The organism is Oceanobacillus sp. CAU 1775 (genome assembly GCF_054482815.1).
The window spans coordinates 54,930-67,418 of the sequence record NZ_JBTLRO010000008.1 but is presented as its reverse complement, the minus strand read 5'-3'; the positions used below and the strand labels follow the sequence as shown (position 1 = coordinate 67,418).

14 protein-coding genes and 1 other RNA gene are annotated in these 12,489 nt (G+C 36.2%); 14 read left to right on the top strand and 1 reads right to left on the bottom strand.

Going from position 1 to position 12,489, the window contains the following annotated elements; all coding sequences use genetic code 11:
• The first annotated feature begins 9 nt into the window (after positions 1 to 9).
• Positions 10 to 417: a YugN family protein gene (locus ACXYMZ_RS13550; RefSeq protein ID WP_458948946.1), complete on the top strand. Its 408-nt coding sequence runs from the start codon at positions 10 to 12 to the stop codon at positions 415 to 417.
• A 60-nt stretch (positions 418 to 477) separates the two neighbouring features.
• On the opposite strand, the gene ACXYMZ_RS13545 is transcribed toward ACXYMZ_RS13550, so the two are convergent.
• Positions 478 to 1,014: a cysteine hydrolase family protein gene (locus ACXYMZ_RS13545; protein WP_458948945.1), complete on the bottom strand. Its 537-nt coding sequence runs from the start codon at positions 1,012 to 1,014 to the stop codon at positions 478 to 480.
• 115 nt (positions 1,015 to 1,129) lie between these two features.
• Between ACXYMZ_RS13545 and tadA the strand changes: the two genes are divergently transcribed.
• From tadA to ACXYMZ_RS13480, 13 genes are all read left to right on the top strand, one after another.
• The gene (gene tadA, locus ACXYMZ_RS13540) at positions 1,130 to 1,612 is read left to right on the top strand and encodes a tRNA adenosine(34) deaminase TadA (protein WP_458948944.1); all 483 of its coding nucleotides are present in this window, start codon (positions 1,130 to 1,132) and stop codon (positions 1,610 to 1,612) included.
• A gap of 56 nt (positions 1,613 to 1,668) precedes the next feature.
• Positions 1,669 to 1,934, top strand: an RNA gene (ffs, locus tag ACXYMZ_RS13535) — signal recognition particle sRNA large type.
• A 314-nt stretch (positions 1,935 to 2,248) separates the two neighbouring features.
• Positions 2,249 to 3,943 (top strand): DNA polymerase III subunit gamma/tau, encoded by a 1,695-nt coding sequence (gene dnaX / locus ACXYMZ_RS13530; protein WP_458948943.1) that lies wholly within the window; start codon positions 2,249 to 2,251, stop codon positions 3,941 to 3,943.
• A gap of 33 nt (positions 3,944 to 3,976) precedes the next feature.
• Positions 3,977 to 4,291 carry a YbaB/EbfC family nucleoid-associated protein gene (locus ACXYMZ_RS13525; RefSeq protein ID WP_458948942.1) on the top strand — a complete coding sequence of 105 codons (315 nt, stop codon included), beginning with the start codon at positions 3,977 to 3,979 and terminating at the stop codon, positions 4,289 to 4,291.
• A 101-nt stretch (positions 4,292 to 4,392) separates the two neighbouring features.
• Positions 4,393 to 4,989, top strand: a complete 597-nt coding sequence (recR, locus tag ACXYMZ_RS13520) for a recombination mediator RecR (protein WP_458948941.1) — start codon at positions 4,393 to 4,395, stop codon at positions 4,987 to 4,989.
• Positions 4,990 to 5,004: 15 nt separating this feature from the next.
• A complete protein-coding gene (locus ACXYMZ_RS13515) occupies positions 5,005 to 5,214 on the top strand; it encodes a YaaL family protein (RefSeq protein WP_458948940.1) in 210 nt (69 codons plus the stop codon).
• 263 nt (positions 5,215 to 5,477) lie between these two features.
• Complete coding sequence (locus ACXYMZ_RS13510) at positions 5,478 to 5,858, top strand: hypothetical protein (protein ID WP_458948939.1); 381 nt, start codon at positions 5,478 to 5,480, stop codon at positions 5,856 to 5,858.
• 29 nt (positions 5,859 to 5,887) lie between these two features.
• Positions 5,888 to 6,172 (top strand): hypothetical protein, encoded by a 285-nt coding sequence (locus ACXYMZ_RS13505; protein WP_458948991.1) that lies wholly within the window; start codon positions 5,888 to 5,890, stop codon positions 6,170 to 6,172.
• A gap of 28 nt (positions 6,173 to 6,200) precedes the next feature.
• Positions 6,201 to 6,725: an AAA family ATPase gene (locus ACXYMZ_RS13500; RefSeq protein WP_458948938.1), complete on the top strand. Its 525-nt coding sequence runs from the start codon at positions 6,201 to 6,203 to the stop codon at positions 6,723 to 6,725.
• 88 nt (positions 6,726 to 6,813) lie between these two features.
• Complete coding sequence (locus ACXYMZ_RS13495) at positions 6,814 to 7,224, top strand: hypothetical protein (protein ID WP_458948937.1); 411 nt, start codon at positions 6,814 to 6,816, stop codon at positions 7,222 to 7,224.
• Positions 7,225 to 7,484: 260 nt separating this feature from the next.
• The gene (locus ACXYMZ_RS13490) at positions 7,485 to 8,630 is read left to right on the top strand and encodes a glycoside hydrolase family 113 (protein WP_458948936.1); all 1,146 of its coding nucleotides are present in this window, start codon (positions 7,485 to 7,487) and stop codon (positions 8,628 to 8,630) included.
• Positions 8,631 to 9,139: 509 nt separating this feature from the next.
• Positions 9,140 to 10,873, top strand: coding sequence for a DUF2334 domain-containing protein (locus ACXYMZ_RS13485; protein ID WP_458948935.1), 1,734 nt, complete (start codon positions 9,140 to 9,142; stop codon positions 10,871 to 10,873).
• The gene (locus ACXYMZ_RS13480) at positions 10,873 to 12,147 is read left to right on the top strand and encodes a glycosyltransferase family 2 protein (protein ID WP_458948934.1); all 1,275 of its coding nucleotides are present in this window, start codon (positions 10,873 to 10,875) and stop codon (positions 12,145 to 12,147) included. The genes ACXYMZ_RS13485 and ACXYMZ_RS13480 overlap by 1 nt, the downstream gene beginning before the upstream one ends.
• Positions 12,148 to 12,489: the final 342 nt, after the last annotated feature.

Genomic DNA, 12,489 nt, shown 5'->3' with positions numbered 1-12,489 from the left:
AGTGAAGACATGATTCGTTTGGAAACAGATTTAGAGGGGAAGCAGATGAGCTTTGGTTTTGCCAGAAAGACATTAAAGAAACACGGGTTTGATATTGGTGGTAATTGGGATTATGACAGAGGAATTTTTGACGGGATCTTAAATAGAGATGGTGGTGAAACTATTTATTTACGCTTACCTTTCCAAGTTCTAGAGGGGGAATTGGATAGAAGAGATGCATGGATAGAGTTTCAAACACCGTTTATCATCAAACATGTGGTCAATCTTGGACTCGACAAAGACGAAAACTCCCTACTCACAGCGGCAGGACTCAACCAATTTCAAAAGCCTCTCGACACAGACGGCTACATCCGAGACAAAAGCAAATGGGAAGAATTCGGCGAAGAAGCAATAGGAGACTTACTAAATCGATTATAATGAAACATGGGGACGGTTCTCGCGTTGCATTCGTTGCAACACGAGAACCGTCCCCATGTTTCATTCAAAGGCTGCTATATTTGCTTTCATGACGGATTGCATGAGGTAGAGTGCGTAGTCGTTGTTTTCTATTTCTTCGGATGCCATGCAATTTTTGGGGATGGTTAGATACATTTGATACATGTAGGCATCTTTTGCTGTGAATAAAATACATATATCTCCAGCGATCCCGGCTATGATTAAGTGACTGCGATCTAAATCTGTAAGCAAAGCATGTAGCGGTGTTTGGAAAAAAGCGGAGTGCTGTGGTTTTATCAAAAAGTAATCATTGTCGGATGGTTTGATCTGATTAATAATCGATTCACTATTTTTATTCGTGCAATGATCAATAATCTTATCAAAATCCGCTTGCCATAAACCGTAATGATCATTAACATAAATAACAGGTAAGTTATTTTCTATCGCATATTGTTTAAGCTTAATTATATTCGGTAGGATTTCTTTCGTATGCTTTAATAATTTATCACCACCAGGAAAATTAAAATCATTAATTAGATCAACGAATACGATAGCTGTATTATCTAAATCATACTGCATGGACATACTCCTTTTTATAAATATCTATATGTATTAATTTCCTATATTTAAAATTTCAAACTCCAAGAGATAAAGAAATATAAAGTGACATGTACACAAAGAAAGTTGGATAGCGATGCAAAACCAAGATGAGAAATATATGCGAGAAGCTATTATAGAAGCAAAAAAAGCAGAACAGCTAGACGAAGTACCAATTGGAGCCGTGATTGTTTACCAAGATGAAGTTATTGCAAGAGGCTATAATCTACGAGAAACATCTCAAGAAACCCTCACCCATGCAGAACTCATTGCGATAAAAGCTGCCAATAAAAAAATCGGTAGCTGGCGTTTAGAAGACTGCACATTATATGTCACGCTAGAACCTTGCCAAATGTGTGCCGGTGCAATTGTTCAGTCACGAGTAAAGCGAGTCGTTTATGGAGCAGCCGATCCAAAGGCCGGATGTGCCGGGACGTTAATGAATCTGCTAGATGATGAAAGGTTTAACCATCAAGCAGAAGTTACCAAGCATGTATTAGAAGCAGAATGTTCAAGTTTACTAACTGATTTTTTCAAAGCATTACGAGAAAAAAAGAAAAAGAAGCAAGAAAAGGAATAAATCCACACAGTTATTTCCATTGCAAAGTATTTAAAAAAACGTTATACTATTACTTACCGTGCTAAGCGGGGAGGTAGCGGTGCCCTGTACTCGCAATCCGCTATAGCGAGGCCGAATTCCCATCCGAGGTATGACGATTGTATGGTCTGCCTTAGTGGATTGGTGTTGACGTTCGGGTCCTGCGCAACAGGAACCCACGAACCCTGTCAGGTCCGGAAGGAAGCAGCAGTAAGTGGACACTCTTGTGTGCCGCAGGGAAGCCTAAGCTGAGCCATGAAGCTAAGTAACGCGTATGAACGCCGTATCGAAGTTGGGTGCACGGTATACATAATATAAACAAAAAGACTGTAGTCAATGATGATTGCAGTCTTTTTTCTATGAAATTACTTTACTAAAAATCTTTTCCCGCTTCAGTTCACATTCACCCCCTAAATCGGGTATAATTAGAAATAGATTGTAGAGGTTGTTCAAAAAGTCCGGTAAAAATGACGCTTCGAATTTCTTCGTTGGCTTGCTTTTCCGCTCCTCATGTACCCAATAACGTACATTCCGGTGCGGGGAGCTTTCGCCGCCTCGAACTTCTCGGGCCTTTTTATCCTCCTTTTGAACATGCACTTTTAGAGGAGAATTAAGATTATGAGCTATCAGGCATTGTATCGCGTTTGGCGTCCGAGAGTTTTTGAGGATGTCGTTGGACAAACACATATAACACGAACATTGAAGAATGCTACCCGTGAGCAGAAATTTTCCCATGCGTATTTATTTACTGGACCTCGGGGAACAGGAAAGACGAGTGCAGCGAAGATTTTTGCAAAAGCAGTTAACTGTGAAAAAAATCCCGTAGAAGAGCCATGTAACGAGTGTGATGCTTGCGTAGGGATTCAAGACGGATCAATTTCCGATATTATTGAAATTGATGCTGCTTCACACACAAGTGTTGATGATATTAGAGAAATTCGTGATAAAGTAAAATATGCGCCTAGCGTTGTTCCCTATAAAGTTTATATTATTGATGAGGTTCATATGATTTCAGTAAATGCTTTTAACGCATTACTAAAAACATTAGAAGAACCCCCAGGGCATGTAATTTTCATCTTAGCAACAACCGAACCACATAAAATTCCTCTCACAATTATTTCACGTTGTCAGCGTTTTGATTTCAAACCAATTTCGAATCAAGCAATTGTTGATCGGATGAAAACAATCGTTGAAGCAGATGAGGTACAAATTTCAGAAGAAGCATTGAGCACGATCGCAATGACTGCTGAGGGTGGAATGCGTGATGCGTTAAGTATTTTAGATCAGGCTATCTCTTATAGTGGTGAATCTGTTGAGCTTGAGGATGTTTTAGCGGTTACCGGCGGTGTTGCACAGACGATTTTAACAGAAATTGCAAAAGCAATGCATGGAAAAGATGTAAAGCATGCCATGGAGCTATTGGATAAAATTATTCAAGAAGGAAAAGATCCAGGGCGCTTTGTATATGATTTAATTTACTTTATGCGAGATTTGCTCTTGTTCAAGAGTAATGCTAACTTAGAGAGTTTGTTGGAAAGAGCGCGAGCAGACGAAGCATTTCGTGCGCTTGCTGAAGAGGTCTCAGTGGACTGGATTCAGGATGCTATTATAAAATTAAATACATGTCAGCAAGAAATCAAATGGACGAATAGCCCGAAAGTCTTTATCGAAATAGCATTACTAACAATCACCAATCGCCATGATGCGACGAGCGAGCAAACGGTGCAAGGAGCAAGCGAAACGGAAGTGCTACATCTTACCCAGAAACTTGCGCAACTTGAAAAAGCAATTACTAAAATTCAAGAACAGCCACCTGCAGCAAGTCAGCAAGCACCACAACGTGAACAAAGAAGAACACAGCCACGTAGCTCTAAAAATGGCTTTAAAGTTCCAACTGAACAAATACGTGAAGTGCTAAAACAGGCGGAGAAGCAAGAATTGAAGCAAATCCAAGGCCATTGGGCAAACTTCTTAGAAAAGTTAAAAGCAACAAATGCACCAGCACATGCAACCATTCAAGATAGTAAACCAGCTGCAGCATCTAGTGATAAACTAGTGGTAGCTTTTAAATATGAAATTCATTGTTCACTGTTTATGGATAATCGTGAACTTGTAGAGTCTGTCATGACAAGTGTAATGGGTAAACATCTGCAGATTATTCCAATTCCAGAGAATAACTGGGTCGACCTTAGAGCAGACTTCATTCGCACACAGGATCTCTCAACTGAAAAGCCAGAAACCAAAGCAGAGGATCCGTTTATTGAAGAAGCAAGAAAACTTGTTGGTGATGACCTGTTAGAAATTCAAGAATAAAATAAAATTAAACTAATTTGAGGAGGTATTTCCATGAAGGGAAATATGAATAACATGATGAAACAAATGCAGAAAATGCAAAAGAAAATGATGCAAGCACAGGATGAGCTACATGAAATGACATTCGAAGCATCTAGTGGTGGCGGTATGGTAACAGTTACTGCTAATGGGAAGAAAGAAATCGTTGATATAGAAATAAAAGAAGATGTTGTTGATCCAGATGATATCGAAATGCTACAAGACCTGATCGTAGCTGCAACAAATGATGTGCTAAACCAAATTGATGAAAAATCAAACGCTACAATGGGACAGTTTACAAAAGGCTTGAATATGCCAGGAATGTTTTAATTTATAGTTAAATTCATATAGCTAGCTATATGATTTTGTGTCTGGTAGAGCGCCTGTATGTATACAGGCGCTCCCGTTTTTTAAAATAGGAGGCATTTCTCATGTATTATCCAGAACCGATTTCCAAGCTAATGGACAGTTTTACGAAGTTACCAGGGATTGGTCCAAAGACTGCTGTTCGTCTGGCTTTTTTTGTTTTAAATATGAAAGATGATGATGTCTTAAACTTTGCAAATGCGCTTGTAAATGCGAAAAGAGAGCTGAACCACTGCGAGATATGTGGTCATATCACAGATAAAGAAATTTGTACGATCTGCTCCGACACTCATCGTGATCAATCTATTATTTGTGTGGTTGAAGATCCCAAAGACGTTATTGCAATGGAAAAAATGAAAGAATTCAATGGTAAATACCATGTGCTTCATGGTGCAATTTCCCCTATGGACGGGATTGGACCAGAGGATATTAATGTCCCTGATTTAATCAATCGCCTGCAGGATGAAGAAGTAAAAGAAATCATTCTTGCAACCAATGCTAATATTGAAGGTGAAGCAACAGCGATGTATATTTCTCGATTAGTTAAACCATCAGGAATCAGAACAACAAGAATTGCCCACGGTCTCCCAGTTGGTGGCGACCTCGAGTATGCGGATGAGGTTACTTTATCCCGTGCATTAGAGGGCAGACGAGATTTATAGAATATAGGTGAAGTCATGGCTAGAAGAATAAAGAAAAACCATATAGATGCACAACTCTTAAAAAGCATATTTACTTTAGAAAGAGAATGGAAGCAGATTCAATCTCTAGGAGCCCAAAGCTTTGACCGGACAGAGGAAAGTAAAGCAATGGAGAGAATCGCCCGTGCGAAATATTTATATTTATTAAGAGAAGCAAGAAAGCGAAACTTAAGTGCATTGCAATAGAAAATCGAACTTAAAATCCTGAGTCATTTGTTTTATAGAAAATATTTTAGCAAGCGGATTAGAAATATAGTTCGCTTGTTTTTTTTCGTTAAAATATTTGATTATTTATAATAATGAGTATTGATTTGTGTTAAGCTAAATTTATAGTGTAGTGATAAGAAAAAATTCAATTTTTATTGAATTAACAAGTATTAAAGTTGAGCAACTAATAGTCAGTATGAAGCGTCCATTGTCCTATATGTATAAATGAAAGGAGACTTTCTATGGGATTGTTTAGTTTTTTCAAAAGAAGTCCGCAGCCACAGGAAGAGGTTTCAAAAGAGAGTTATTGGTCGCTCACAACGAATGAAGATGAAGTGATTGACCCGACATGGGTACAGATTAAAGCAGCTGTACAAAATGCAACCCCTGATAGAACAGTTTTTGCTTCTCTAGCGTATTTCCATTCAGACATTGAGATAGAAGTTGTTCAGGTAATAGGTGAGGATGGATGGTATCGTTTCGAAGCAGTGTCGCCAGAGAGAGTGGGGAAAAGGTTCGTAAATGATGGTATTTCATATGAAGAAGCGATAAAGTTATTTGAAGAATTTTTTAAATACAAAAGAGTTGTTGGTTATAGAAGCTGGCCTACTGAAAAATTTTAAAGAATAAAAAGGGAGTTTTAAAATTGGGAGTGCTACTTCTTTTCGGAGGGTATGTAGTCGCAGCTATAGGAGCGGCTCTTGCTCATTATTATAGCAAAGACAAATCGAAAAAAAGAAAGTATAAACTGTGGGGACTTGCACTCATTGTGTTCTCTGCACCTTTATCTATTTCAATGGGCTATACTCTTGTTTTCCTCGCTCAAAACGGTTGGGCGGTAGGAATTGTATTTTACTTATTTCCGATTGGATTTATCACAGGCCTTGTTATGCTTTTAGTCGGTATCTTTAGAAAAGAAGAATCGGAAGAAAAATAGTAACTTTAATCCGTTAAAGGGTGAGTGTATGGAAAAAAGAAATCCCATAAAAGTACATATTATAGGTTCGATAGGAAGTGGAAAAACAACCTTGGCTAGAAAGCTTTCCTCTCAATTGCACATCCCTTATTTTGAATTATTTAATGTTGTGTGGAAAAGAAGTGACACGGGAGATAGGAGACGGAAAGAAGAAGAAAGAGACGAATATTTGAGTGAAATCATAAAATCTGATTGCTGGATCATTGAAGGAGTTCATCACAAATGGGTTACTCCTTCTTTTCAAACTGCAGATGTTATTATATTTTTAGATACTAAATTATCAAAAAGACGGTTTAGAATCATCAAGCGATTTTTCATGCAAAAGATAGGTCTAGAAAAAGCAAACTACAAACCAACTATAAAGATCTTAAAAGATTTGTATAACTATAATACTGTTTTTGAAGATGAAATGAAGCAAGAAATTTTTAGCATGGTAAAACCCTTTGACAGCAAGTTGATTGTCTTGAATAGTCATTCCGAAATTAACAAGTATCTCCACCAACAAATGCGATAGCCTAAGAAGAATCATCATTTTTTAGAAGATAGTACATACAAGGGAAATAATAGAATACAAATAAAGATATTGGGGGCTTTCTTTTATTATGAGAAAATTTATATTTACTTTCTTATGTTTGGTTATAATTTCGCTATTAATTGGGTGTTCTTCTCATTCTAAACCTGAATTAAAGGGTTTCTATCAAAGCGAAAATGATGTGAATGGCTATTTTATTCAAATTTCTATCCAGCAAGATGATAATAGTTTTATTGAATATATTGATAACAGAGAGGTTGACAGAGGAACCTATAAAAAAGCTGAAGAGAGCAAATATATTATGGAAAGTAAGAAACAGAACTTTGAAATTAACCTAAGTAGCGAAAATACCTTTGAGGTAATTGTAAATAAATTAAATGATGGACAGCCAATTAAAATGTTGAATATTGGTGATATACCAACAGGTTTCTCAACTACATTTGATGATGTGGAAGACTATGAAGCTTTACTAGGGGAGTAGTTTTCCTAGTATTTTTTCACTTAGAACTAATTTATATATTAGGTGTTATTTAGTATTTTCATATTTAGTTATCTTTCATTAAGCAAGTTCTTAAAAGTAACTTCTTCCATAAAATTAATTATTTAAACGAAGCTATTTATTTACATATTTATCACACACCAATTATTTCATGTACTTAAAACATAGAATAAAATGTAGGGGGTTTGGAAAAACTATTTTATCTGACGAATAGGTGCATGGTGTGGAAGGGTGTGAGATACATGTTAAATAAAAAGCTGTTTATTAGTACAACGATATTTACTATACTGCTTTTACTGTTCATCTTCTTGGATAAAAAATATGATGTCCTTTTAAACGGAGGGCTCATTTCTCCACCCCTTGCAACAGAAACTTCAATGATGGAAGCTTTCCTTATAAGAGACATGGAGAGGAATGAAAAAATGCTGCGTTTAAAATATACGAGTGATGAATTTCAAGCAGGTATGAATATACTCATTTACGGACACCCAGATATGTTGGAAACAAAAAACGTATTTGAACACTTGCGAAGCTTAGGCATTAATAGTGTTGCACTTAATTTTCCTTTCTATCAGTCAGATTGGCAAGCAAACGAAGTATTCGCTAATCCGGAACTTACACCAACCAATGCAGAACTTCTCGAGATCATAAATATAGCGCATGATAGTGGATTGAGTGTAATGATCAGGCCAATTATGGATGAACAAGTATTTTTATCAAAAGGTAGATGGAGAGGACAAATCAAACCAAAGGATCCAGCTAGTTGGTTTGATAGCTACCAAGCATTAATACTCAACTACGCTACATTAGCTGAATCGACAAATGCAAAAGCATTGAATATCGGGACAGAATTGACTTCCATGCAACAGAATTATCAAGATAGATGGATCGAACTCATTGAAAATGTGCGTGATATTTATAAAGGAGAGTTATTGTACTCCTTTAACTATGACACGGTTTCAGAAATTCCTTCGATTGAGTTTATTTCATTATTGGATCATATTGGAATTGATGCATATTTCCCGTTGAATTTACCAGATGATGCATCAGTAGACATGTTGCTGGAGGAGTGGAAGAATCAGATTAATCATCTGGAAGAAGTAATGTCGCAGGAATCCATCATTGTGACGGAAGTGGGAGTTCTCCCTATTACTGGTGCTTATCGAATTCCCTATGCATGGAGCATACCTAATGGAAAATATGATCCCGAGGTACAAGTAAATTATTATGAAGCAACCTATCAAACTTGGAAACCACAGTCAAAGGGAATCTATTGGTGGGTTGTAACGTTAGGCCAAGACTCAAATATAACTAGCTTTTCCCCCCTAGATTTACCAACGGAAGAAGTGATTAAGAAGTATTTTATAAAAGATGTGCAACATGAATAAACTACTTCCCTATTTAATTGACTCGATATTTAACCAGATAAGTACTCTAACTATTTGAACCTCAAAAAAACATATTAAAACAGGCTCGGACCATTACTATAAAATGGCCTAGCCTGTTTTTTTCTATGCTTACTATTATGTTTTTTTCACCTTAATCAGAAACGAGGAAAATTATTCTGGAGCTATTATCGTTAAAAAAGGAATCCAAATTACATGTAAATTATGAAAAAGGTAGATTTATTGAATGTTTTTGATTTTGATACATAACTTGATTATTAAGATGAAATCCAAACCTTCCTCACTCATTAGCTTTATTAAATACACAATATTTCCTGTTAAAAACTGATTTTCCCATATGCCAATACATGTTTACAACGAATTAGTATAATTTCATCTCTCAAGATAGTTTCCGTATATTTCCTTCATTCGAGAGTGAAATGATTAGGGATTTAACATTTGCCACTAACGATGTTTCCACTTATTAGGAGGTCATTGAAAGAAGGGTGATTATGGAAATGCGAATTTTGAACGATTGGAGAAAATTTTTCTTTCTTATTTGTATAGCTCTCTTTATCTTTCAACCAATAATTATAACAGCAGAAGCAGATGAACCCAGCGTATTAGTTATTTATACAACTAAGGATGGGGAATTGAATGAGGAACAGCATTATTTAGATTTGTTGGTCGGTCACTTTGTATCAGATATACGCTTCATAAGTAGTGACGAAGTAGAAAAGGAAGACTTAACAGCGGTGACTCATCTCTTTTATTATGGTCAATTTTCTACGGAGTTACCATCAACTTTTCTAACATTGTTTGATGATTACGATGGCGCTTTTGTTGCGATAGGTTACAACTCAGAATTGCTCGGAGATCAGTTTGAGTTTTTGATGCCAAAACATGAGGTGACCATCGACCAGCTCTCTATAACAAGTACAGATAATATTTTGGATATAACCAAATCAAATATTATTCATTTTGATATAGGAGTGGGCTCAGAGATTCTGATTAATGGGCGTATGAAGGATATTCAAGTGAATTATCCTGTAATGGTAAAAAAGAATAGAAATTATTATTATGCATTTGATTCATTCGATTCAACACAGGCAACCCTATTTGCTGAAAAGCTTCACGATGTTTTTCAAGCTGATCACGAGAAGAAATATACAGGCTATATCCGATTAGAAGATGTTCACCCATTAGTGGATCCGAAACCTCTTAGGGAAATTGCTAGTATTTTAAAAGAAAAAAATATACCTTACATGGTTGCTGTGATACCAATTTATACGAATCAAAGCACAGGGAAACGAACAACTTTTGCTGATTCTCCTGAACTTCTGAAAGTACTGAAACAGATACAGAAAGATGGAGGGAGTATCGTACTTCATGGTTATACCCATCAATTTAGGTCTTCAGAGACAGGTGAAGGTTTTGAATTTTGGGATGTAGAGAATAACACCCCGATTTATGCTCCAGAAGATCAAGTGCTTACATTGAAAAAAGAGCAGGATTTCCCTTCTAGTAGGAAATTTGACGATTATATCAGTGAATTAAAAGCTTATGAAAGAGTGTATACCGAAACAAAAATAAATAAAGGGATAGAAGAATTAACTAAATATGGATTGTACCCACTAGCTTTTGAAGCTCCACATTATACAATGTCCCAACATGGTTATCAGATTTTATCAGAATATTTTTCTACGTATGTAGGGCAAGTCCAGCTTAGCGACAATGATTGGGAAATTATGGACACATCTCCATACATCACTTCTCCATCATTTTTATATGGAATGGAATTGCTTCCAGAAACCATGGGCTATGTTCAGCCAAATGATGCAGTATCTATTCAAAAAATGATAGAAAGTACAGAAAGCATGGGATTCATTCGTGATGGGATGTTTGCTGCATTTTATCATCCCTATTTAGGAGTTGAGAGATTTCAAGAATTATTGAGTGAGCTAGAAAAGTTATCAAACGTTTCCTGGATAGACCTCAAAGAAATGGACGTATGGGTCGAAGGAGAAAATGTCTCTATTCATACAGAAAATGGAGAAATCATTACAGATTTTAACCATTTAAAAGTTATCTATTCTTCTTTAGATGCTCCTCTATATTATCTTGGTCAATTTGTTGGTTTTACATCTTGGATAATTGTTTTTATTGGAGTCGTTGCAGTTTGTATGTTTATTCTATTCACTATTCGTTTAGCGAGAAAAAATAAATATCTAGAGGGGAGAGTATGATGGCAGATTTATTAGTGTATCTTGCGCTTTTCTTAATCTGGACGATGCTGTTTTATCATGCTTTCCTGATGGTAGGAGGATATTTCCACTCTTTGAGATACAAAGGGTTTAAAATTAGGCTCCAAATTGCAACGGAAGATTATCCGACAGTAAGTATTCTGATACCCGCTCATAATGAAGAAATGGTTATTGAGGATACGATTCAGTCCATGATCAAACTTGAGTACCCAAGGGAAAAGCTTGAATTGATTGTGATAAACGATAATTCGAGCGACGAAACTGGTGCCATCATTGACAGGTATGCACAAGAATATTCCTTTATAAAAGCTGTCCACACCAAGCCGCCTCATGCAGGAAAAGGAAAGTCAGGAGCATTAAATCAGGGGCTAAAAGCTTCAACGGGAGAAATTATTGCTGTATATGATGCGGACAATACGCCGGAACCTGATGCGATACGAAATCTAGCATTGGGTTTATTGGTAGATAGAAAAGCAGGAGCTATCGTGGGCAAGTTTCGTGTAGTGAATGCGAATAAAAATTTACTGACAAGATTAATCAATATTGAAACGTTGACCTTTCAATGGCTTGCTCAAGCTGGTCGCTGGTTTTGGTTTAAAATGGCAACGATTCCTGGTACCAATTTTGCTATTCGAAGATCGATATTAGAGGATCTGGGGGGCTGGGATGAAAAGGCGCTATCAGAGGATACGGAATTGAGTATTAGAGTATATAATCATGGCTATTATATTCGGTTTTTTCCAGAAGCAGTTACTTGGGAACAAGAGCCAGAGAGTATCCGAGTATGGTGGCGACAGAGAACGCGATGGGCAAGAGGTAATATATATGTTATCTTAAAGTATTTATTTAAGCTACATAAATTGAAGAATAAAAAGATAGTTATCGATATCTTTTATTTTCTGTTTACGTACTTTCTATTCTTTGCGGGGATTATCATTTCCCACACTATTTTTGTTGTCAATCTCTTTCATGATTTGGGGTTATCTATCGGTATTGTATCCTACGCATTATTGATTACCGGTTTTCTACTTTTTGTAACAGAGATTTGTTTGGCTTTAAGTATGGAAATCAAACAGCTGACAATGAAAAACTATTTTATTGTGTTATTGATGTATTTTACGTATTCTCAAATGTGGATTTTTCTAGTAATTCATGCATCCTTTATCGAATTGAAACGAATATTACTTAAGCAAGAAGTAAAATGGTATAAAACTCAACGCTTTAAACAGTCAGGTAGTCAAAAAGATTCCGCCTAGTTATGAAAAGAATGACGACCTCGCTTCAAATTTATATCTAACAATACTCAAGCTTCTTATACCTATAAAAAGTACTATTAAAACTTAATTAGAAGCTGTGAAAAAGAATACTAGAATCATACGGTGCGTAAATCCAAGAAGGGTTAACGCTTTTTTTGTCGAAGTTATTGTAGTAATACACAGTTTTATTGAAACTTATTTCTTGTCTAATGTGTAATAATGATAGGAAGGTATTTTATGGATTTTTTATTATAGCTATACTAGCAGGTTATTAAGGGAACAGAAATTAAAGTAAAAGCCCATCGGATGAGTTAAAAGCAGAATTTAATACTACTGTACATA

Bases quoted from the DNA above. Each gene is read 5' to 3' on its own strand.
- ACXYMZ_RS13550 (WP_458948946.1), top strand. From the start codon at position 10: ATGATTCGTTTGGAAACAGATTTAGAGGGGAAGCAGATGAGCTTTGGT.
- ACXYMZ_RS13545 (WP_458948945.1), bottom strand. From the start codon at position 1,014: ATGCAGTATGATTTAGATAATACAGCTATCGTATTCGTTGATCTAATT.
- tadA (WP_458948944.1), top strand. From the start codon at position 1,130: ATGCAAAACCAAGATGAGAAATATATGCGAGAAGCTATTATAGAAGCA.
- dnaX (WP_458948943.1), top strand. From the start codon at position 2,249: ATGAGCTATCAGGCATTGTATCGCGTTTGGCGTCCGAGAGTTTTTGAG.
- ACXYMZ_RS13525 (WP_458948942.1), top strand. From the start codon at position 3,977: ATGAAGGGAAATATGAATAACATGATGAAACAAATGCAGAAAATGCAA.
- recR (WP_458948941.1), top strand. From the start codon at position 4,393: ATGTATTATCCAGAACCGATTTCCAAGCTAATGGACAGTTTTACGAAG.
- ACXYMZ_RS13515 (WP_458948940.1), top strand. From the start codon at position 5,005: ATGGCTAGAAGAATAAAGAAAAACCATATAGATGCACAACTCTTAAAA.
- ACXYMZ_RS13510 (WP_458948939.1), top strand. From the start codon at position 5,478: ATGGGATTGTTTAGTTTTTTCAAAAGAAGTCCGCAGCCACAGGAAGAG.
- ACXYMZ_RS13500 (WP_458948938.1), top strand. From the start codon at position 6,201: ATGGAAAAAAGAAATCCCATAAAAGTACATATTATAGGTTCGATAGGA.
- ACXYMZ_RS13495 (WP_458948937.1), top strand. From the start codon at position 6,814: ATGAGAAAATTTATATTTACTTTCTTATGTTTGGTTATAATTTCGCTA.
- ACXYMZ_RS13490 (WP_458948936.1), top strand. From the start codon at position 7,485: ATGTTAAATAAAAAGCTGTTTATTAGTACAACGATATTTACTATACTG.
- ACXYMZ_RS13485 (WP_458948935.1), top strand. From the start codon at position 9,140: ATGGAAATGCGAATTTTGAACGATTGGAGAAAATTTTTCTTTCTTATT.
- ACXYMZ_RS13480 (WP_458948934.1), top strand. From the start codon at position 10,873: ATGGCAGATTTATTAGTGTATCTTGCGCTTTTCTTAATCTGGACGATG.